Below are 20971 nucleotides of genomic sequence, written 5' to 3'. Positions count from 1 at the left end.
ATATGATATTGAAATCCATCATCCTTTCCATTTTTGCATTGGCCGCAATGCCGGAGACCGCGCCTGTAAAAACAGGAGCACAAATTCTGGCACAGGCAAAGCCGGAAATCACGGTCATTAAAGACCTGAATGCAAATACCAAGTCCTACATCTATTTCAGCCTCGCTACCGGAAAGGAAGTGCCTGGTACCGATGCGAAGACGAAAAACTGGGACATTGCATTCAGCAAAACCACCATTGCTACCAACAGCGGCACCAGCGGCCCTGGCGAGGGCGGCGCTATCGTTTTGGAAAAGCCCTTCGACCAGGTAAGCGAAGCACCCAAAGATGGCTACAAAACCGACGGTGATGCTGGCTTCGCCATTCCGGGCGGAAGCGGCAATAGCTGGTACAAATACGATATGAGCGTCCACGCTATCCTGCCGATTCCGGGAAGGACACTTTTGGTCAGAACTGCCAACGGGAATGTGGCCAAATTGGAAATAATCAGCTACTACAAAGGCGCGCCGGAAGATGTGCCTACGGAAGAATCAAGCTACTACACTTTCAGATACACGATTGCGGGAGAGGATGGCAGGTTTTAATGGACACCCAAATGGTGAAATGCAAAAATCCCGGAGCGATCCGGGATTTTTGCATTATCTGACGTACTTCCAGTTCCGTACCTTCCCTTCTGCCAGCCATTCCAGCGCCTGCGCAATGCGTTTTTCACGCGTGGCCTCGGTTTTAGCATCCTCAAACCATTCCACATATTCTTTTTTATTGGAATAGCTGAATCCCTCAAAAACCTTCTTTGCCGCCGCGTTATCTTCTAATGCCTGGGTAACATAAGTAGGAACCACCAATTCCTTCGTTTCCTTTGGCTTATCATCCTTTTTCTGCTTTACACCGCTATCGATCAGGTGCATTGCTTCTACTATAAACCCTCTCAAATGCTCCTCCGCCGGAAGGTCTTCGATATTTGAAATTTTCCCAAGACTTCCCATTCCAACCCGCTCGCCGTTGACTGCGAGTAAATTATGGGGGTCGCTTAGCCTCGATTCCAGCCAGAAGCCGAAGGAACAGTGCTGTTTAAAAGATGCCATGCTACACAGGATAGCACCTTTGTATTCGAAATGCGGGAAGCTCCATTTCATGGTTTCCTTCGCTTCCGGGCATGCCTCATGTACGAGCGCGCGCAGGTATTCGAGTATGGGAATGGCAAAACTGGCCGATTTGACAATGTAAGCGTCAATGCGCGGGTCGGTGGCACTCATTGCTTTTCCAGTATTCCTTTGAGATTGGTTAGTCCGTCCTGAAAATCCTTTCCGATTGATTCTTCCATATTCATGAAAGGGAGCATCACGTTCATCGGGATAGGCATTTTGCCGGTAAAACCCCAGCGAACACGGGTGGACGTCGAATCGATCCCTTCCGTGATCATATAAGCGTCGCTGGTACTTTCAAACGGTTTCAGGAAACGCAGCTGGGTATCGATCCGCCGGCCTTCGTCAATTTTGGTAATTTCCTGCTCGCCTTTACCGACCTCGTCATTCCCTTCCCACATCGACACGAAGCCAACGGTACCGTCGTTACCCGAGAAGGTTTTGACCATGTTGGGATCACGACGTCCCCAAACACTCCAATCGTTCTGGCTCTTTAAAGATTTCAGGTATTCAAAAACTTCCGCTTTGGGTTTGTTCACGACGATTTCACGCTCGACGGCGTAGTCTTTTGGCATAATGAAAGCGGCAATGAGGGCCAGTGCAACGAGTCCCAGGATAATGTAGAGTACTTTTTTCATAGGGAAGGTGTTTTTGGGTGAATAATTGAACCTGTACTTCACTTCATCAAGATCTTCGATCAATTCGGTATTGATCATTCCAGCCTTTTCCAACACGCGGATAGAGGCAATGTTATTGACATTCACAAATGCGATCACATCCCTGGCATGCAGCACATTTTTGGAAAACCTGATCAGCCCCGTCGCAATTTCCGTAGCTACCCCCTTCCCCCAGAACTCCTCCATGACCCGGTAGCCGATCTCTATCGCCGATCCTACCCTATCCAGCTTGGCCGCCCCTATCAATTCCCCCGAATGCCTGTCTTCGATAAGATACCTCCCGAGATACGTGTCCATACCATATTCTTCCAGGAAACTTTTGAGCATGTTATCCGACTCCTCGCGGTTCAGCGAATAGCCCGTAACGTATTTCATCACATTGGCATTGTTGCTCAGTCTGAAATATTTGTCGCCGTCTCCGGCCGTCATTTTGGTCAGTACAAAATGTTCGGTGTAAATAGGGGTGACAGCCATTGTCTAGGGCATTGAGCGTTTCGCGAAAAATCGAATAGCCTGGTCAATATACGCTTTTCTATCAAAAAGTTACACCGTTTTCCACTTTCGGTTTCCAGGAGGTCAAGTTCCCTGTTTAAGTGGAAAAACACAAGTTCAAAAATTACTTTCCATGGCCTGTTCCGTCACAGAAATGAACGTTCCGCATTCAATACCAGTCAAATATTTCTCGTTAACGTTCATTAACAATGCCTGAGGTTTGCAATCTACATTTGAAACGTTATATTTGAATTATTGCCCGTTTGTATCACAATTCCGTTCCAATAGTTCCAATCATTCTTGAATTCATTATAAAAGTATGAATTTTCAATGACCTGATCCTTATCAGCATCATGACAAAAAGAACTTTTGTATTGTTTTTCTGGCTCGCTCAATTCGCCGTTTCATTGCTCCTGGGGCAACAGAAGGCTATTGCGTGCAAGATTGATATCGGAACCGGGGCTTTCTCTCCCTTCGAAATTCAGGAAAGGCCCGGCAGCAAGGATATTGTGTTAATCGATGATACAATCTGCCAAAACGAGACGATCGTCAGGGCCGATGAAACAAAATGGAAGGAATCTCTTTCCAAGCTTTTCAACCGCCGGCACTCTACCTACCGCTTCCTGACGCTGATCTCGCAAGCAATACCCCAGTGCGAAATTACCAGGCCTTCCAAAGTTATTAGGGAGTCTGTTCAACTGCTTTTCGTTAGCAATGGAGAAATTACGCTGCCCGACTATTACAGCTTCCTCCATCGCCTTTGCCCTTTTTGAACTCGCCGCAAGCGTTCTTTAATCCAACATTTTCGTAGCTGACGGACCGTCTGGTTGTGCCCATTGGCGCATATACTGGCCGTTCCGGGCATTCATGCTATTCTTTTTGCTGCACGGTATTCCCGCGCGGCCAAAAGCCTATTCCTATTCCCTTGCACCAACCAATTTATACAAACGCATCATGATGAAAGACCTAAAATGGCCGCTGCTTTTGCTTGTCAGCATTTTTACCTACGGCTGCGCTTCGAAAAGTGAAACTTTATCGGAGACAAAAGACAGCATTCCGACCATCCCCGTAACGGAACTCAGGCCTCAGAAAACCGAACTACACCGCGAATACGTAGGCAACATCCACGCCCTGCGCAACGTGGAAATATACGCCCGCGTGAAGGGTTACCTCGAAGAAGTGTATGTGGACGAGGGTAAGGAAGTCAGAAAAGGACAGACTTTGTTCCGCATTAATAATGAAGAATATGAAGCGCAGCTGGCCAAAGCGAAGGCCAACCTGCAAAGCGCGATCGCCGACGCAAAAGGCGCCGAGCTGGAAGTAAAGCGCGTAAAGCTGCTGGTGGATAAGAATGTCGTGGCGAAAAGCGAGCTGGAAGTAGCGCAGGCGAAACTGGCTGCTGCTAATGCGAAAATTGAGGAAGCGAAATCCGAGAAATCGAATGCGGCCATACAGCTGGCGCACACCGTAATTAAAGCACCATTCGACGGCGTGATCGACCGCCTTCCTACGAAAATGGGCAGCCTGATCGACGAAGGCACGTTGTTGACCACGCTGTCGGACATCAAAACCGTTTATGCCTATTTCAATGTGTCTGAAAACGAATACCTGGAATACGTCAAAGCCCGTGACAAGGCCGCGACCAAACAAGCCGTGGTAGAACTGGAACTGGCCGACGGCTCCTTTTTCAAACATAAAGGCATTATCGAGACCATGGAAGGTGCGTTCGACGAGGGTACCGGCTCCATTGCCTTCCGCGCACGGTTTTCAAACCCTGAAAAACTGCTGAAACATGGCTCTACGGGCACGATCCGCCTTACCAACACGGTGGACAATGCGATCCTCATTCCGCAACAAGCCGCTTTCGAAATTCAGGACAAAAACTTCGTGTATGTACTTGGCAAGGACAACAAGATCAAGACGCGCAGCTTTGTGCCGCAATCACGGTTATCTACTTTCTATGTCGTAAAATCAGGTCTCGAATCAGGCGAAACGATTGTTTGCGAAGGGCTTCAATCCCTGCGTGACGGCGTGACGATTAACCCGAAAACGGTATCTACCGACACCGTGTCAGCCGAAAAAATCGAGCTTACCGCGCGGTAGCATTCTTCTATCACCTGAATTGTAGATCATGTTTCAAAAATTCATTGAGCGACCGGTTTTATCGCTGGTCATCTCCATATTTATTACCCTGCTCGGTGTTCTGGCGGTGCTGGAATTACCTGTTTCCCAATTTCCCGACATTGTTCCGCCGTCGGTTGTCGTAACGGCTACCTATACCGGCGCCAACGCGGAAGTGTGCGTCGATGCCGTGGCCGTACCGCTCGAAAAGGCGATCAACGGGGTGCCCGGCATGACCTATATGACGAGCGTTTCCGGCAACGATGGCGTGACGACGATCAATATCTCCTTCAATGTGGGCGTAGACCCCGACCTCGCGGCGGTGAACGTACAAAACCGGGTACAAACTGTTATCGACGAGCTCCCGGAAGAGGTGATCAAAGCCGGTGTAACCACCGAAAAAGAGGTGAACAGCATGCTTATGTACCTCGATATCATGAGCTCCGATTCTACCGTGGGCGAGGATTTCGTGTACAACTTCGCGGATATTAATATTCTGAAAGAGCTGAAAAGGATCGACGGCGTAGGCCGCGCGCAGATCATGGGTAGCAAAGATTACTCCATGCGCGTATGGCTGCAACCCGACCGCATGAACAGCTATAACGTCTCCGCAGACGAGGTAATCCAGGCCATTCGCGACCAGAACGTGGTCGCTGCGCCGGGTAAGACGGGCGTCAGCTCTGGCCGTGAAAAGAATGTATTACAATATGTATTGAAATATACCGGAAAGCTCTTCGAACCCGCGCAATACGAAAACATCGTGCTGCGCTCCAATCCCGACGGCTCCATTCTGAAACTGAAAGACGTCGCCAAGATCGAGTTTGGTACGCTGGAATACGATATGGCTTCCAAATCGAACGGACGGCCTTCCGCTTCGATCATGATCAAGCAGCGCCCCGGCTCCAATGCGCAGGAGGTTATTCAGAACATTAAAACCAAAGTTGCAGAGCTTAAAACGACCACATTCCCACCTGGAATGGACTATTTCGTTTCCTACGACGTTTCCCGCTTCCTCGACGCCTCCATTCACGAGGTAATCCGCACGCTCATCGAGGCATTCATACTCGTGATCCTGATCGTTTACCTGTTCTTGCAGGACTTCCGTTCTACCCTTATTCCGGCCCTTGCGGTGCCGGTGGCGCTCGTCGGTACGTTTGCGTTCATGCAAATGTTCGGGTTTTCCATCAACCTGCTGACGCTTTTCGCATTGGTACTGGCGATCGGTATCGTAGTCGATAATGCGATTGTGGTCGTCGAGGCGGTGCACGCCAAGATGGCCGAAAAGCATCTCGACGCCAAAACGGCAACCATTGAATCGATGAAAGAAATGAGCGGCGCGATCATCGCGATCACGCTGGTCATGTCGGCAGTATTTGTGCCGGTTGCATTCATGTCGGGGCCAGTCGGGATTTTCTACCGGCAGTTTTCCATTACCCTTGCTATTTCCATTGTCATTTCGGGTATCAACGCGCTTACGCTCACGCCGGCTTTATGCGCGTTGATGTTGAAAAACACACACGGACAGCCTGTGAAGAAGAATCCGCTTACAAGGTTTTTTGATGGTTTCAACAAAGGTTATGATGGTTTGCAAAACGGTTATCGGAAACTGCTTTCGTCGATTGTGAGCCGCAGAATGATTACGATCGGACTGTTGATCGGCTTCTGTGTCGCCACCTTTGGTATTAACAGCATTCTCCCAAGCGGCTTTATTCCAACCGAAGACCAGGGAGTAATCAACGTGAACGTCACCACGCCGGTAGGTGCTACTGTCGAAAGGACGGAAGTCGTATTGGATCAGATTCAAAAAGTAGCTGAAAGTCTCGAACCGGTAGAATCTGTTTCTTCACTTTCCGGTTACAGCTTGCTCACCGAATCGGCGGGCTCGTCGTACGGGATGGCGATGATCAACCTGAAACCCTGGGACCAGCGGAAAGCTTCGGTACAGGACATTATCAAGGAAATGGAGGCTAAAACGAAGCACATTACCGATGCAGAAATCCAGTTCTTCCCTCCTCCTACCGTGCCTGGCTTTGGTAATTCCAGTGGCTTCGAACTAAGGGTTCAGGACCGTTCAGGTAATGAAGATCTGCAAAAAACAGCCGCGGTTACCAACCAATTTATCAAAGACCTCACGGCTACACCCGAGATCGCCGCTGCATTCAGCAGCTTCGACGCGAGTTTTCCTCAATATATGATCCACGTCGATTCGGACATTGCCGCCAAAAAGGGAGTATCGATCGACATCGCGATGAGCACGCTCCAAACCATGATCGGTAGCTATTACGCTTCCAACTTCATCCGTTTCGGGCAGATGTACAAGGTAATGGTGCAGGCGGATGCCAGCTTCCGCAAGAACCCCGAGGACATTCTCAAATTGTATGTCAAAAACAACCGGGGCGAAATGGTGCCGTTCTCGACTTTTATCAAACTTGAAAGGGTGTACGGCCCCGAATTGCTGACGCGCTATAATATGTATACGTCAGCGATGGTCAATGGCGACGCGGCCCCTGGTTACAGCAGCGGAGACGCAATCAAGGCCGTCGAACGCGTGGCCGCAACGAGCTTGCCGAAAGGCTACACCTACGACTGGTCGGGTATGACGCGTGAGGAGATCCTTTCAGGAAACCAGGCCATTTTCATATTCGGGATCTGTCTGGTGTTCGTGTACCTGCTGCTTGCGGCGCAGTATGAAAGCTTCCTGCTGCCGTTACCGGTAATCCTTTCGCTGCCTACCGGTGTTTTCGGGGCATTCCTTGCATTGAAGTTAATGGGACTGGAAAACAACATTTACGCACAGGTTTCGCTCGTCATGCTCATCGGTCTTTTGGGTAAAAACGCGATCCTGATCGTGGAATATGCCATTATCCGCCAAAAAGAAGGCCGTACCGTCATTGAAGCCGTGCTGGAAGGCGCCACTGAGCGTCTCCGCCCGATTTTGATGACTTCATTCGCATTTGTCGCGGGACTTATCCCACTGGTAATGGCATCCGGTGCCGGGGCGATCGGCAACCGGTCGATCGGCGCCGCGGCGGCGGGCGGGATGCTCATTGGTACCATTTTCGGGGTGATCATTATTCCTGGCCTGTACGTCTTATTTGCGAGCATGGTCAAAAAGAAAAAAACACATCCTCCGGTAGTGGCTACGGAAGAAGCATTGCTGCATTAAGCCCCCTCGAATCCAGTTTCGGCCGCGGGGCGAGTCCCCGCGGCCTTTCAAATCAGATTTTATATTGATGAAAAGACATAAAAAGTACGCTTCCGGCCTGCTGTTTGCCGCAATGCTGATCTCGGTATCAGGCTGTAAAATGATGCAGCCCGTGGAGCAGCGTGCGCAAATCAAAACCCCGGCAACATTCGCAGGCCAGGCCGATTCCGCTGGTATCGGGTCGCTGCAATGGAAAAGCTTCTTCAACGACCGGTACCTCGTCGCGCTGATCGACACAGCATTGCAGAACAACCTCGACCTGAAAATGGCCGTTCAGCGTATCGAAATGGCCCGGACCAATATCATGGCCGCTCACGGGGCCATGCTGCCCGTCGTGTCAGGCGATGTGTCCGGTGGCGGCCGCAAATTCGGTGATTACACGATGGACGGCGTGGGTAACTACGATACCAACTTCTCAGGAAACATCGACGAAGATCGCCGCCTTCCCGCCCCTTTTATGCCCGATTACTTCGTCGGCCTGCGCAGTTCTTGGGAAATAGATATTTGGGGTAAACTTAAAAATCAGAAAAAGGCTGCTTACACCCGCTTTTTGGCGAGCGAAAAAGGTCGTCAGGCGATCATCACCGGCCTCATCGCCGAAATAGCACGTTCCTATTACGAACTTTTGGCGCTCGACACCGAGCTCGACATTATCCGGAAAAACATCGCATTGCAGGAATCGGCGGTGGAAACGATTAAAATACAAAAGGAGGCAGGCCGCGCCAACGAACTCGGCGTGCGGCAGCTCACAGCTCAGTTGCTCAACACCCGCAGCCTCGAATTTGAAGTACAGCAGAAAGTCATTGAAATCGAGAACAATGTAAACCTCCTCACAGGCCGTTTCCCTGGCTCCATTGCAAGAGGTACTACGTTGGAACAGGCAATGCCGCAGGTTATCAGCGTCGGCGTACCTGTGCAAATGCTTCGCAGAAGACCCGACATCCAGCAGGCCCAACTGGACTTGCTCGCTAATTATTCCGAACAACAGGCCGCACAACTGGCATTTCTGCCTTCGTTGAATATCACGGCATTCCTGGGATTTAATGCCTTTAAAAGCAACCTGCTCTTCTCGTCGGGCTCACTCGCATATAACGCGCTTGGCGGCCTTACAGCCCCGCTCGTGAACCGGAAAGCATTGAAAGCAAACCAGAAACGTGCAGAAGCCGCGAGCCTGGAAGCACTATATGCTTACAATAAATCAGTTTTGAACGGGTTCAGGGAGGTCAGTACAAGCCTCAAAAAGCTGGAAAATACGCGCCAGATCGGCGATCTGAAAAAACAGGAGGTAGAAGTCCTGCAACAAGCCGTAGCAACCTCCAAGGACCTGTTTTTGACCGGCTACGCTTCGTACCTCGAAGTAATCACCGCGCAACGGGGTGTTTTGCAGGAGGAACTTAACCTAACCAATGTGCAGAAAGAACAGTTTCTTGCATTGGTTGAGTTGTACCGGGCGTTGGGTGGCGGCTGGGAATAACCATCAACCTACGATTATGCAAAGAGAGCACCGACCTCGCGATCGGTGCTCTCTTTGCATATCCTTGTTTAGATAACTACTTCTTCTTAGTCCCAGCCAGACTCGGCTCTTTCGAGATTACGATCAGGTCTGCCAGAATACGGCCGGTTTCAGTGAGATAGATATCCTTTTTCTTCTTCACGTCTTTGGGCGCCTCGGCAACTTTTGAATCGGTTTCCTCTTCGTCGTCACCGTCGACATTGTCCTCGCCAAGCTGCTTCATCGCCGCGCGCTTTTTCTCAGCTTCGTCGCGCTCTGCTTTCCGTTTAGATTCCTGCAAGGACACCACCTTGTTCTCACGCGCCTGCTTGAAATCGTCCAGCGTTTTTACAAGCGTTTTCAGCTCCTCGTCGGATTTGAGACGGTGTTTGTGCTTATCGCGGATTTGATCTACGATTTTAGGATTGATATTGCTGGTAACCTCATAACGCGAGGAAGGGATTTGATCCCACGGCAATGCGCTTGGCTGCGAGCCTTCGCCATATTCATTTACTTTAAATGCGGTAGGCAGTTCCAAATCGGGTGTCACACCTTTCAACTGTGTGCTGCTGCCGTTAATGCGATAGAATTTCGCAACGGTCAGTTTCACCTGGCCGAGCTGGTCTTGCTCTTTTGGCACCCATTGATTCAGGTCGATCAGCGTTTGAACGGTTCCTTTACCATAAGTTTGCTCACCCACGATCAAACCGCGCTTGTAATCCTGGATAGCAGCCGCGAAGATTTCGGAAGCTGATGCGCTGAAACGGTTGACCATTACAGCCAGCGGCCCATCATAGGCAATTGCAGGGTCGTTGTCCGATTGTACTTCTATTTCGCCCTGGCTTTCTTTCACCTGAACTACCGGTCCGCGGTTGATGAACAAGCCGGTCAGTGAAACGGCCTCCGTCAGCGAACCACCACCGTTATTACGAAGGTCGATCACGACACCATCCACGTTCGCAGCTTGCAAGTCGGTAATCAGTTTCTGAACATCGCGGGTTGTACTTGAAAATTCTTTCTCGCGGTGTTGCGCACCTTCGAAGTCGCGGTAGAATAGCGGTATATCGATCACCCCTATTTTATAGTCCTTATTACCATTGTTAATAGAGACGATCTCGCTCTTCGCACGCTGCTCTTCCAGCTTGATCTTCTCGCGAACAAGGCGATATTCCTTCGGAGCCGAGCCCGGCAATGCGTCGGCAGAGATGATCTGCAAGCGCACCACAGTAGATTTCGGGCCTTTGATCAGTTTCACGGCGTCATCCACAAACCAGCCGACGATGTCCACAAACTTGCCTTCGTCTCCCTGTGCTACCGCTACGATTTTATCTTCCTTTTTAAGTTGCTTGCCTTTGAATGCAGGTCCACCGGGGATGACCTCTACAATTTTGATATAATTATCTTCCTCACGAAGCAATGCACCGATACCTTCCAGCGACTGGCTCATTTCCTGTTTGAAACGGTCAGCCGAAGTAGGCGCCATGTAGCTCGTATGCGGGTCGAGTGACTCTGCATACGCATTCATGAACATCTGGAAAACTTGTTCGGTACGGATGCGTCCCAGTGCACGGTCGCGGCTTTTGTAGCGGTCGCGCAGGGTACTTACCACTGCTGTGTCCGCTTTACCCGACAGTTTGAGGTCTAATGCCTCGCTTTTCAGGTATTTCCGCCACGTGTCGTTCAGTTCGTCGGTGTTTTTGGCCCAAGCCGCTTTTTCGCGGTCGGTATTCATCGACTCGTCCTGTGTGAAATCGAAAGGCTTCGATTCTTTCAGCAACGTCTGAATGTACTCGCTTCTTTCTTTGTAGCGCTTTCTGAAGACATTATAGATCTGGAAAGGAACATCCAGCTCCCTTTTCTGCAAATAGTCGTCGAAAGAGTTCTTATACTGCTCGAATTCCGCGACATCGGTAGCCAGGTAGTAAAGTTTTCCGTGGTCTATCGCATCCAGGTATTTATCAAACATCGCTGCCGAAAGGGAATCGTTCAGCTTTGTTTTTCTATAATGATAACTGGATAAGATCCTGGTAGTAAGCTCCTCCGCCTTGTATTGCGCCGGAATCGGCTTGATATCTTCATCCATGGAGGCGGCTGCTGGTGCCGTCACCCCCACTCGTTCCTGAACAGGGCCCCGCTGCCAACCCAGCAACACAACCGGAATAAGAGTGATAAGATACTTTTTCATTTGCACGTTTGCTATTTTACGATTTCCAATAATTCAACCTCAAATACGAGGGCTGAATAAGCCGGTATCTGAGGACCTGCCGCACGCTCACCGTAAGCCAGCTGATATGGAATGAAAAGCTTCCATTTCGATCCGACAGGCATTAACTGAAGCGCTTCGGTCCATCCTTTAATCACGCCATTGACCGGAAACTCAACCGGCTCGCCTCTGTCGACCGAGCTGTCAAAAACCGTTCCATTGGTCAATGTGCCATGATAGTGTGTCTTAACCTTATCAGTCGCCGCCGGTTTTGGACCGTCGCCTGTTTTGATGATCTGGTATTGCAAGCCGCTCTCGGTAGTCACCACGCCTTGCTTCTTCTTGTTTTCTTCCAAAAACTTCTCCCCTTCCTTGCGCACAACCGCTCCTTTTTCTTCCATCATCTTGGTGAAGTAACCTTGTATAAACAAATTGGCTTCATCCGCCGAAAAAGCCGTTTTTTCACCTTTAAGAGCTGCTTTAACGGTTTGTGTAAGCAACTCGCTGTTGATATCGCTGATACCTTGTGACGATAGCGAATTTGCGAAGCTAACTCCAATGGCTGCTGACAAAGAGTCGGCGCTTGTTTTCAATGTTGCAGGAGCTGCTAATGTTTTTGCAGGTGTTGCCGCTGATTTCTTTACAGTTGCAGCGGGTTTAGTAGTTTTCTTGATAGTCTGTGCTGTGCTTTCCGCGGTTACCAATACTCCAAATGCCAGGGCTGCTAAAACGGTTTTTTCTAATTTGTACATTATACTGAAAGACGGTCGAAAAGATTAGAATTTAATATATAAGAGGTATTAACGATCTCAATTACAACAAAAACACAATCAGTACCTAAAAAAGTTTTAAAAATGTTATTAGAAGCTGATAAACGGTAAATTTGCCTCCGGCAGTACACTTCCGCCCATATCCTTGGAAAAATCTAATTTTATATCACAGGTTTTAGTTAAATCATTCTGTTTTTACCAAAATAAAACTCTACCTTTGCGGCAGTTTTCAGAAAACTTACTACTATACTCTAAATAAGTCAATTATACTATGGTATCTGTTAGACCGGATGAAGTTTCGGCCATCCTGCGCGAACAACTTGCAGGCGCTCGATCAGAAGCAGAACTCGAAGAAGTAGGAACAGTCCTTCAGGTTGGTGACGGTGTTGCCCGCATTTATGGTCTTTCCCAGGTACAGGCAGGTGAGCTGCTTGTTTTCGAGAACGGCCTTAAGGCCCTCGCTCTTAACCTCGAGGAAGACAATGTGGGAGCCGTATTACTAGGGGATTTCAGTGACATCAAAGAAGGTGCTACTGTAAAACGTACCAAAGAAATCGCTTCCGTGAAAGTGGGTGACGGAATCATCGGCCGTGTGGTTAACACTCTGGCTGAGCCGATCGACGGAAACGGACCAATTACGGGTGAGACGTTTGAAATGCCTATCGAGCGCAAAGCTCCGGGTGTTATCTATCGCCAGCCGGTAACTGAGCCGCTTCAAACGGGTATCAAAGCGATCGACGCCATGATCCCCATCGGACGCGGACAGCGCGAATTGATCATCGGTGACCGCCAGACAGGTAAAACTGCGGTTGCGATCGATACAATTATTAACCAGAAGGAGTTCTACGACAAGGGAGAGCCCGTATTTTGTATCTACGTTGCCTGCGGACAGAAAGCTTCGACTATCAAGTCGATCGAAGCTACCCTTCGCAGATACGGCGCGATGGATTACACGGTAATCGTGGCAGCTGGTGCTTCCGATCCTTCTCCGATGCAATTCTACGCACCATTTACAGGTGCTGCGATCGGTGAATACTTCCGCGACACCGGCCGTCCTGCTCTCGTAATCTACGATGACCTTTCGAAACAAGCGGTATCTTACCGTGAGGTGTCCCTGCTACTCCGTCGTCCTCCTGGCCGCGAAGCTTACCCAGGTGACGTATTCTACCTCCACAGCCGTCTTTTGGAACGTGCTGCGAAAATCATCGCTGATGATACCATCGCTGCCAACATGAACGACCTTCCGCCTTCACTGAAAGGTAAAGTAAAAGGTGGTGGTTCACTGACAGCCCTTCCGATCATCGAAACACAGGCTGGTGACGTTTCGGCTTACATTCCTACGAACGTAATCTCGATCACCGACGGTCAGATCTTCCTTGAATCCAACCTGTTCAACTCGGGTATCCGTCCTGCGATCAACGTAGGTATCTCGGTATCCCGTGTGGGTGGTAACGCGCAGATCAAATCGATGAAGAAAGTTTCGGGTACCCTGAAACTCGATCAGGCGCAGTTCCGCGAACTGGAAGCATTTGCGAAATTCGGTTCCGACCTCGATGCCGCTACAAAGCTGGCGATCGACCGGGGACGCCGCAACCAGGAAGTTTTGAAACAAGCACAATACGCGCCGGTTCCTGTTGAATTGCAGGTAGCGACTGTTTACGCTTCCACCAAAGGCTTGCTGGATACCGTAGACGTAGCACGTGTGAAGGAATTCGAAAAGGATTTCACCACCGTATTGGCTGGACAATATAAAGAAGCACTTGCTGCTTTGCGTGCCGGAAAACTGGACAACAGCGTAACAGACGTTATCGAGAAAGTAGCCAAAGAAGTTGCTGTAAAATATCGTTAACACCGGTAAAAATGCCGGAGCGGAACACGTCCCGGCATTTTCCTAGTACATATATAATAGGATCACCGGATCGCTTAAAACACCCAGAGAATGGCAAGCTTAAAAGAAGTACGTAACCGTATTGTTTCGGTTAATTCCACACAGCAGATCACCAAAGCCATGAAAATGGTGGCGGCAGCCAAGCTGCGTCGTGCACAGGACAGCATTTTGCAAATGCGCCCTTACGCACAGAAGCTTGGAGAAATGCTTCTGACAGTTTCGTCAGCATCGGAAAGCGCTGCCGACAGCCCGTTGAAAGCCGTTCGCGCGGTGGAAAAGGTGCTGATCATCGTCGTAACTTCCGATCGTGGATTGTGCGGAGCATTCAATACCAATGTTATCAAAGCTACAATCCAGCTGATCGAGTCGAAATATGCGGCTCAGGCAGCGAAAGGAAACGTAGAGATTTTTGCCATCGGTAAAAAAGGCGCAGAGTCGCTCGTACGCCGCGGCTTTACCGTGAACACAGCTTACACCGATCTGTTCGGCCGTCTGAGCTTTGTAAACGCGAAAAGCGCCGCCGAAGAAATCATGAAGGATTTCTCTGATGGCCGTTACGACGCGGTGGATATCGTGTACAACGAATTCAAAAACGTAGCTACACAAATCATCCACACCGATCCCTATTTGCCGATCGTAGCTGAAAACAAATCGACCAAGTCGAAAAAGACCGAGGTTAACTATATTTTCGAACCGACCGAAGAAGAAATCCTTGCGGAACTGATCCCTAAGTCGCTGAAAATCCAGTTGTACCGCGCCGTTCTCGAATCCAATGCATCGGAGCAGGGAGCGCGAATGACAGCGATGGACAAAGCCACGGAAAACGCCCAGGAGCTTCTCAAAGAACTCCGCCTTGTGTACAACCGTACACGTCAGGCAGCGATCACGAAGGAAATTCTCGAAATCGTAGGTGGTGCCGAAGCATTGAAAAACTAAGGTTACCTCAAACCATATTACAACGGCCGGATTGCAACAATCCGGCCGTTTTTTTGTTTATTTATTGATATAGTCTGTCATTTAAATGAATATACCATGGCTGATTTGATTGAGAGGATTACCGTCAATCCCGACTTATGTAACGGGAAATCATCTTACCATTGTTATCCGCGATGCTGACTTTTCCATTCGTATCAGCACAAGTGAACCTCCACCCCGGATCATTCATTTTCACCTTGGAAATATCAAGGCTTCAGAACTTTTCAACTATTATACAAATAATTGGTATAATATTACCGACCTCAGCAAAGAATATAAACTAGTTACAGTTTTCGAGACAGAATAGAAGTTTTGTCGTGACGAACCCAAACCAACAACCACACCTTATGCAACATTCCAAAAGCCTTTTCAAACTACTCACATTCCTCATCATCGCCTGCGTCGGTAATGCCGCATTTGCGCAAAACGTCGACGACATTGTTGCTAAACATGTCAAAGCCATGGGCGGTGAAAAGCTGGGTAAGCTGCAAAGCATGAAGATCGCCGCCGAAATGGATATTATGAATATGAAAGTCCCCATTACCACGATCATTGTGCAAAATAAAGGTTTCAGAAGCGAGAGCACTGTGCAGGGCATGACCGTCGTGCAGGCTGTGAGCGGCAATACCGGCTGGACCATTAACCCAATGACCGGCAATACGAAAGCAACGGCGCTTCCTGAGGACGCCATAAAATCACTCGCAAACGAAACCGATTTGACCGGCCTCTACAACTATAAGGAGAAAGGCTACAAAGTGACACTGGATGGCGAGGAGGACCTGGCAGGCGCGAAGGTTTACAAGGTAACCATGACTTTGCCAGGCGGCGTTCGCCGTGTTAACTACATTTCCAAAGACACTTTCTATATTCTGAAAATCGTAGCTCAGACGAAAGTTAACGGACAAGACATCATGTCCGAAAACATCCAGTCAGACTTCCGTGCGGTGGATGGCATTTACTACCCTTTCACTTCCGAAGTTACTACCTCCGCAATGCCAGGCACGAAAATGGGGCTAAAAATCACAGCACTCGAGGTGAACCCAAAAGTCGATCCAAAAATTTTTGAAATGCCTCAATAGAAGCGCTAAATGCAGTTTTTGAAATCCCGGAATAATTTTTCGGGATTTTTTTTATCCTTTTTGAAACTAATATTTACAAATAGATGTATATACATTAAATGTAAATACACATAAAAACAACATAGACATGGCTACTACTAAATGGGTAATCGACCCAACACATTCAGAAATACAGTTCAAAGTGAAACACCTTGTGATTTCCACTGTAACCGGTGCATTCAACACATTCGAAGGCGGTGTTGAAACAACCAGTGAAGACTTCGACGGTGCTACCGTCCATTTTTCTGCCGATGTAGACAGTATTGATACTAAACAGGAGCAACGTGACCAGCACCTTAAATCAGCCGATTTTTTCGATGCTGAGAATCACCCAAAATTGTCGTTCACAGGTAAACTGGCTAAAAAAGGTGGTGACAACTACAACCTTACAGGCTCTCTGACCGTGAAAGGCGTGACCAAAACGGTTGATTTCGCTGCGGAGTTCGGCGGTAACATGACCGACTTCTATGGCAACAACAAATCAGGCTTCGAGATCAGCGGTAAAATCAACCGCAAAGAGTTCGGCCTCGAATGGAGTGCGGTAACCGAAGCGGGTGGTGTGGTTGTAGGTGACGAAGTGAAACTGATCGCGAATGTTCAGGTCGTAAGACAATAATATCAATAAACCGTTCCTCTTAAGAAATGCGTGGATATTTTTATCCTCGCATTTTTTGTTTCCAGCCCGTTCATTAATAGATTTCACCTCGCATTGGGTAAAATTTCGAAATACCGGCTTATAAGGGCAAAATGGTATTTTATCGTCCCCATAATTATTACTTCCGGTTAAACACGCTTTACATTGATCATTGAAACACGCGCCTATGCCCGTGCGGGGCTTTTAGGCAATCCTTCTGATGGTTTTTTCGGCAAAACGATCTCCATATCTGTAAGAAATTTTGGCGCTTCCATTTCGCTCTACGAATCGCCCGAGCTACATATTGAACCTCAGCCGCAGGATCTGAACACATTCCGGAGCATTTTCCATCTGCGCGATTCGGTGAATATGCTGGGTTACAATGGCGGTATACCCCTTATTAAGGCCGGCATTAAGAAGTTTGGAGACTATTGCGAGGAAAACAGCATCAAACTTCCCAACAAAAACTTCACGGTGCGTTACCGCTCTTCGATCCCGCGCCAGGTAGGGATGTCGGGGTCCAGTGCGATCATCGTAGCATTGTTCCGGGCGCTGATGCAGTTTTACAAAGTCGAGATACCCATTGAAATATTACCACAACTGGTGATGGTGACGGAAACCGAAGAGCTGGGCATTACCGCCGGCTTGCAGGACCGTGTGATCCAGTGTTATGAGGGCTGTGTGTATATGGATTTTGATAAAACCTTAATCCAAACGCAGGGCCACGGCCGCTACGAGCGCATTAACCCCGAATTGCTGCCGAAACTTTACGTAGCGTACAATACCAACCTCAGTAAAGTGTCGGGTAAGGTACATAACGACGTGCGCACGCGCTACGATCGCGGGGAGCAAGATGTAATCGATGTCCTTGGCCAGATCGCCCAAAAAGCAGAAGACGCCCGCACCGCATTGCTCGAAGGCCGTCCCGACGATTTGCATTCACTGATGAACGAAAATTTCGACCTGCGCTGTAAGATCTACAATGTCCCTGAATCGAATAAAAAGCTGATCAATGCGGCGCGCGCCTGCGGTGCATCCGCTAAATTCGCAGGCTCGGGCGGCACCATTATCGGAATTTACAAGGACGACGATATGCTGAACCAACTCTTCGTACAATTAAAGAAGTTCAATGCGCGGGTGATCCGGCCGTTTGTGGTTTGAGTTAGGAGTGGTCAGAGGAAGTCGTTAATAGTCATTTTTATACTCAACTATATTTAAAATTTCAACAAATGCTGACGGCGACATTGCCGTTGGCCGATAGCCAAAACTATGATTCGCAAAGCCGTTATACCTGCCGCCGGGCTTGGGACCCGATTCCTGCCCGCAACCAAATCGATGCCCAAGGAAATGCTTCCGATTATTGACATTCCTACCATTCAATATGTGGTCCAGGAGGCCGTGGATTCGGGTATCGAAGATATTCTGATCATTTCCGGAAAAGGCAAGCGCGCCATCGAGGATCATTTCGACCGGAATGTGGAGCTCGAAAGCCGGTTAGAAGAAAAGGAAGATCTGCTGTGGTTCAATGAAATGCGGCGCCTCGCCGACATGGCCAACGTACATTTCGTACGCCAGAAAGAAGCCAACGGCCTCGGCGACGCGATCTACTATGCACGCCACCATGTGGGTAACGAGCCATTTGCAGTTCTGCTCGGTGACACGATCATGGATTCCGTAATCCCCGTGACGCAGCAATTGATGGACACCTACGAACAATACGGCGGCTCGGTGATCGCCGTGGAAGAAGTTCCAGCCAACAAGGTCAACCGCTATGGTATCGTCGGCGGAAACTCGCTGAGCGACACGATTCTGGAACTAAGCACGCTGGTGGAAAAGCCGGCTATTGATAAAGCGCCTTCCAACCTCGCCATTGCCGGTCGTTACATTCTGACCCCTGAAATTTTCAACACCATCGAGCAAACGCCGAAAGGTAAAAACAACGAAATCCAGCTCACAGATTCGCTTTTGCTCCTTTTGAAACGCGAGAATATATTTGCCCACCATATCGAAGGCAAGCGCCACGATATCGGCGACAAGTTGGATTACCTCAAAACAACCGTCGAGTTTGCATTGAAAAGAAAAGAATTTGCTGAACCTTTCCGGCAATTCCTGGTTGATATTCTAAATAAATAAGCACTAAACAAGCCATAACCATGCCCAAACAAATCATCGTCAGCGGAGCCACCGGAAACCTGGGTAAAGACGTTGTCAAAAAACTCACAGCACTTGGTTATGGCTTACATATTAATGTCCGCGAAGGCAAAACGGACGCCTACGCCGACAATGCGAACGTCTCCAACTACCTCGCCGACCTTTCCAATGCCCAACAGGCGGGGCATTTTGTTGCCGAAGCCATTATCAATGCAGGCAAAATTGAAGCGGGTGTATTGCTCGCCGGCGGTTTCGCGATGGCCAAACTGACCGACACCAGCGATGCCGACATCGAGCAAATGCTGACGATGAATTTCAAAACGGCATTTCACCTCGTGAAGCCATTGATGAAACATTTCGAAGCAAACGGAGGCGGGCAGTTCATCTTCATAGGCGCACGCCCGGCGCTGGTACCTGAGGCGGGTACGGGAAGTTTTGCGTACGCACTCGCCAAGAGCCTGGTTTTTCAAATGGCCGAACTGATCAATGCGGAAGGAAAATCGAAGAACATTACCGCCACGGTGATCGTCCCAAGCATTATCGACACGCCCGACAACCGCGCTGCTATGCCGAATTCAGATTTCAGCAAATGGATTCCCGCCACGGATATGGCCGAAGGCATTGCATTTGTATTAAGTGATACCGGCAAAAAATTGCGGCAGACAGTTTTGAAGCTATATAACGAGGCTTGACGGCGGTCAAAACCTTCCACTAGCTTTCCAGCACCGCAATCTTCACCTGGGAGACCGTACTGCGCTGCTTTTTAAGTATGGTAAATTCGTAATGCTTCGTTCTGAATTTCTCACCGACAGCCGGAATGCGGCCGAATTTCCAGATCAGATAACCGGCCAGCGTTTCATAATCCGGGCGTTTGGTGATGTCGTGGGGTAATTTGTCGTTCAGATCAGCGATCGACGCTGCTCCCTGCACCGTATAAGTATTATCTGCTTCGTTTTTCACGATCGGCAATTCGTTGTCATACTCATCCTGAATCTCTCCGACGAGCTCTTCCAGGATGTCCTCCATCGTCACAATACCGTCCACGCCGCCATATTCATCAATAATCACTGCCATTTGCTGGCGATTGACCTGAAACTCGCGCAGCAATGCACCGATCGGTTTAGAACCGTGCACCGTCGCAATCGGCCTGATCAGCTCCCGCAAGACGATATCCTTGCCTTGCCGCATTTTCAACAACAAATCTTTTAAATGTAAAACACCGACCACCTGATCGAGCGTATCCTCATACACCGGCATTCTGGAATAACCTTCTTCTATCACTTTTTCAAGTTTGGCTTCTGAAAAATCATTCACGTCGATACCGACCACCTGCGGACGCGGGATCATGATTTGCCGCGCTACACGCTCCGAAAAGTCGAATGCATTTTTGATCAGGTCATAATCCGCCGCTTCAATCATGCCGCTATCTTTTTGTTGCAGAACCAGATAGCGCAATTCATCGCTGCTATGCACCTCGCTGCCATGCGATGGTGTAATGCCTACTCCTTTCAAAATCACATTGGCAATACCATTCAACATCCATACTACCGGCCTGAACACCAGGAAAAAGGCGTGCAGCGGATAGGACAAAGCCAATGTCGTCGATTCCGGGCGCTGGATCGCGATCGATTTTGGAGCGAGCTCGCCAAATACGATATGCAAAACAGTGATAATCGCAAATGCGGTAGGCAATGCAATATGGTGCGCCAGTTCCGGATCAACGGAAAGGCCTACCAGATCCATGGCGCCAATGATCATTTTCGAGACGACCGGCTCCCCTATCCAACCCAAGCCAAGGCTTGCAAGCGTAATACCGAACTGGGTAGCAGCCAGGTAGCCATCGAGATTCGATACGATTTGTTTGGAAAGAATGGCCATCCGGTTCCCTTCCTGGGCTTTCTGTTCAAGCTGCGAGGCGCGGATCTTGACGATAGCAAACTCGGCAGCGACGAAAAACCCATTCAGCAGAACGAGCACAAGGGTAATGATAACCTGTAAAACCATGGAGGCCAGCGGATCAGTTTTGAGATGAAAATGCGTTTTAAAGCTGCATTTTAACAAAAAATCATACCATTGAGAAACCAAGACCGGCATTAATGC

Annotated in this window: 19 protein-coding genes; 14 read left to right on the top strand and 5 right to left on the bottom strand. The window is 49.0% G+C overall.

Annotated features, from left to right (window positions below):
- Nucleotides 1–2: 2 nt before the first annotated feature.
- The gene (locus ACTJJJ_RS13430; RefSeq protein WP_440702053.1) at nt 3–584 is read left to right on the top strand and encodes an HmuY family protein; all 582 of its coding nucleotides are present in this window, start codon (nt 3–5) and stop codon (nt 582–584) included.
- A 54-nt stretch (nt 585–638) separates the two neighbouring features.
- Here the strand turns inward: ACTJJJ_RS13430 and ACTJJJ_RS13425 are convergent, their stop codons facing one another.
- Together ACTJJJ_RS13425 and ACTJJJ_RS13420 are read right to left on the bottom strand one after the other, a co-directional pair.
- Nucleotides 639–1256, bottom strand: a complete 618-nt coding sequence (locus tag ACTJJJ_RS13425) for a YdeI/OmpD-associated family protein (RefSeq protein WP_440702052.1) — start codon at nt 1254–1256, stop codon at nt 639–641.
- On the bottom strand, nt 1253–2296 hold the full coding sequence (locus ACTJJJ_RS13420) for a GNAT family N-acetyltransferase (RefSeq protein ID WP_440702051.1): 1044 nt from the start codon (nt 2294–2296) through the stop codon (nt 1253–1255). The genes ACTJJJ_RS13425 and ACTJJJ_RS13420 overlap by 4 nt, the downstream gene beginning before the upstream one ends.
- A 371-nt stretch (nt 2297–2667) precedes the next feature.
- Here ACTJJJ_RS13420 and ACTJJJ_RS13415 point away from each other — a divergent pair, with 371 nt between their 5' ends.
- The 4 genes from ACTJJJ_RS13415 (at nt 2668) to ACTJJJ_RS13400 (ending at nt 9114) form a co-directional block, all read left to right on the top strand.
- Nucleotides 2668–3087 (top strand): hypothetical protein, encoded by a 420-nt coding sequence (locus ACTJJJ_RS13415; RefSeq protein WP_188934392.1) that lies wholly within the window; start codon nt 2668–2670, stop codon nt 3085–3087.
- A gap of 184 nt (nt 3088–3271) precedes the next feature.
- On the top strand, nt 3272–4417 hold the full coding sequence (locus tag ACTJJJ_RS13410) for an efflux RND transporter periplasmic adaptor subunit (RefSeq protein ID WP_440702649.1): 1146 nt from the start codon (nt 3272–3274) through the stop codon (nt 4415–4417).
- A gap of 28 nt (nt 4418–4445) precedes the next feature.
- Complete coding sequence (locus ACTJJJ_RS13405; protein ID WP_440702050.1) at nt 4446–7601, top strand: efflux RND transporter permease subunit; 3156 nt, start codon at nt 4446–4448, stop codon at nt 7599–7601.
- 67 nt (nt 7602–7668) lie between these two features.
- The gene (locus tag ACTJJJ_RS13400) at nt 7669–9114 is read left to right on the top strand and encodes an efflux transporter outer membrane subunit (protein ID WP_440702049.1); all 1446 of its coding nucleotides are present in this window, start codon (nt 7669–7671) and stop codon (nt 9112–9114) included.
- Nucleotides 9115–9190: 76 nt separating this feature from the next.
- On the opposite strand, the gene ACTJJJ_RS13395 is transcribed toward ACTJJJ_RS13400, so the two are convergent.
- Together ACTJJJ_RS13395 and ACTJJJ_RS13390 are read right to left on the bottom strand one after the other, a co-directional pair.
- On the bottom strand, nt 9191–11317 hold the full coding sequence (locus ACTJJJ_RS13395) for a carboxy terminal-processing peptidase (RefSeq protein ID WP_188934398.1): 2127 nt from the start codon (nt 11315–11317) through the stop codon (nt 9191–9193).
- An 11-nt stretch (nt 11318–11328) separates the two neighbouring features.
- Nucleotides 11329–11907 carry an FKBP-type peptidyl-prolyl cis-trans isomerase gene (locus tag ACTJJJ_RS13390; protein WP_440702048.1) on the bottom strand — a complete coding sequence of 193 codons (579 nt, stop codon included), beginning with the start codon at nt 11905–11907 and terminating at the stop codon, nt 11329–11331.
- Between ACTJJJ_RS13390 and ACTJJJ_RS13385 the strand changes: the two genes are divergently transcribed.
- From ACTJJJ_RS13385 to ACTJJJ_RS13345, 9 genes are all read left to right on the top strand, one after another.
- The gene (locus tag ACTJJJ_RS13385) at nt 11894–12115 is read left to right on the top strand and encodes a hypothetical protein (RefSeq protein ID WP_440702047.1); all 222 of its coding nucleotides are present in this window, start codon (nt 11894–11896) and stop codon (nt 12113–12115) included. The genes ACTJJJ_RS13390 and ACTJJJ_RS13385 overlap by 14 nt on opposite strands.
- A gap of 261 nt (nt 12116–12376) precedes the next feature.
- A complete protein-coding gene (gene atpA / locus ACTJJJ_RS13380; RefSeq protein ID WP_188934402.1) occupies nt 12377–13954 on the top strand; it encodes a F0F1 ATP synthase subunit alpha in 1578 nt (525 codons plus the stop codon).
- A gap of 90 nt (nt 13955–14044) precedes the next feature.
- The gene (gene atpG, locus ACTJJJ_RS13375; RefSeq protein ID WP_188934404.1) at nt 14045–14929 is read left to right on the top strand and encodes an ATP synthase F1 subunit gamma; all 885 of its coding nucleotides are present in this window, start codon (nt 14045–14047) and stop codon (nt 14927–14929) included.
- A gap of 109 nt (nt 14930–15038) precedes the next feature.
- Nucleotides 15039–15275: a DUF5615 family PIN-like protein gene (locus ACTJJJ_RS13370; RefSeq protein WP_440702046.1), complete on the top strand. Its 237-nt coding sequence runs from the start codon at nt 15039–15041 to the stop codon at nt 15273–15275.
- Between the two features lie 40 nt (nt 15276–15315).
- Entirely contained in the window at nt 15316–16047 is a 732-nt protein-coding gene (locus ACTJJJ_RS13365) for an outer membrane lipoprotein-sorting protein (protein WP_440702045.1), read from the top strand.
- A gap of 127 nt (nt 16048–16174) precedes the next feature.
- Complete coding sequence (locus ACTJJJ_RS13360) at nt 16175–16702, top strand: YceI family protein (RefSeq protein ID WP_426292952.1); 528 nt, start codon at nt 16175–16177, stop codon at nt 16700–16702.
- Between the two features lie 183 nt (nt 16703–16885).
- Nucleotides 16886–17881, top strand: coding sequence for a mevalonate kinase family protein (locus ACTJJJ_RS13355; RefSeq protein ID WP_426292951.1), 996 nt, complete (start codon nt 16886–16888; stop codon nt 17879–17881).
- A gap of 108 nt (nt 17882–17989) precedes the next feature.
- Nucleotides 17990–18853, top strand: coding sequence for a UTP--glucose-1-phosphate uridylyltransferase GalU (gene galU, locus ACTJJJ_RS13350; protein ID WP_188934412.1), 864 nt, complete (start codon nt 17990–17992; stop codon nt 18851–18853).
- Nucleotides 18854–18873: 20 nt separating this feature from the next.
- Nucleotides 18874–19563 carry an SDR family NAD(P)-dependent oxidoreductase gene (locus ACTJJJ_RS13345; RefSeq protein ID WP_440702044.1) on the top strand — a complete coding sequence of 230 codons (690 nt, stop codon included), beginning with the start codon at nt 18874–18876 and terminating at the stop codon, nt 19561–19563.
- 19 nt (nt 19564–19582) lie between these two features.
- Here ACTJJJ_RS13345 and ACTJJJ_RS13340 read toward each other — a convergent pair whose 3' ends face one another.
- Nucleotides 19583–20875, bottom strand: a complete 1293-nt coding sequence (locus ACTJJJ_RS13340) for a hemolysin family protein (protein WP_188934416.1) — start codon at nt 20873–20875, stop codon at nt 19583–19585.
- Between the last annotated feature and the right edge of the window lie 96 nt (nt 20876–20971).

This window comes from Dyadobacter sp. 22481, from assembly GCF_052044875.1.
Lineage (GTDB): Bacteria > Bacteroidota > Bacteroidia > Cytophagales > Spirosomataceae > Dyadobacter > Dyadobacter endophyticus.
Note: the sequence above shows the minus strand (reverse complement) of the source record. Positions and strands in the feature narration are given on the sequence as shown.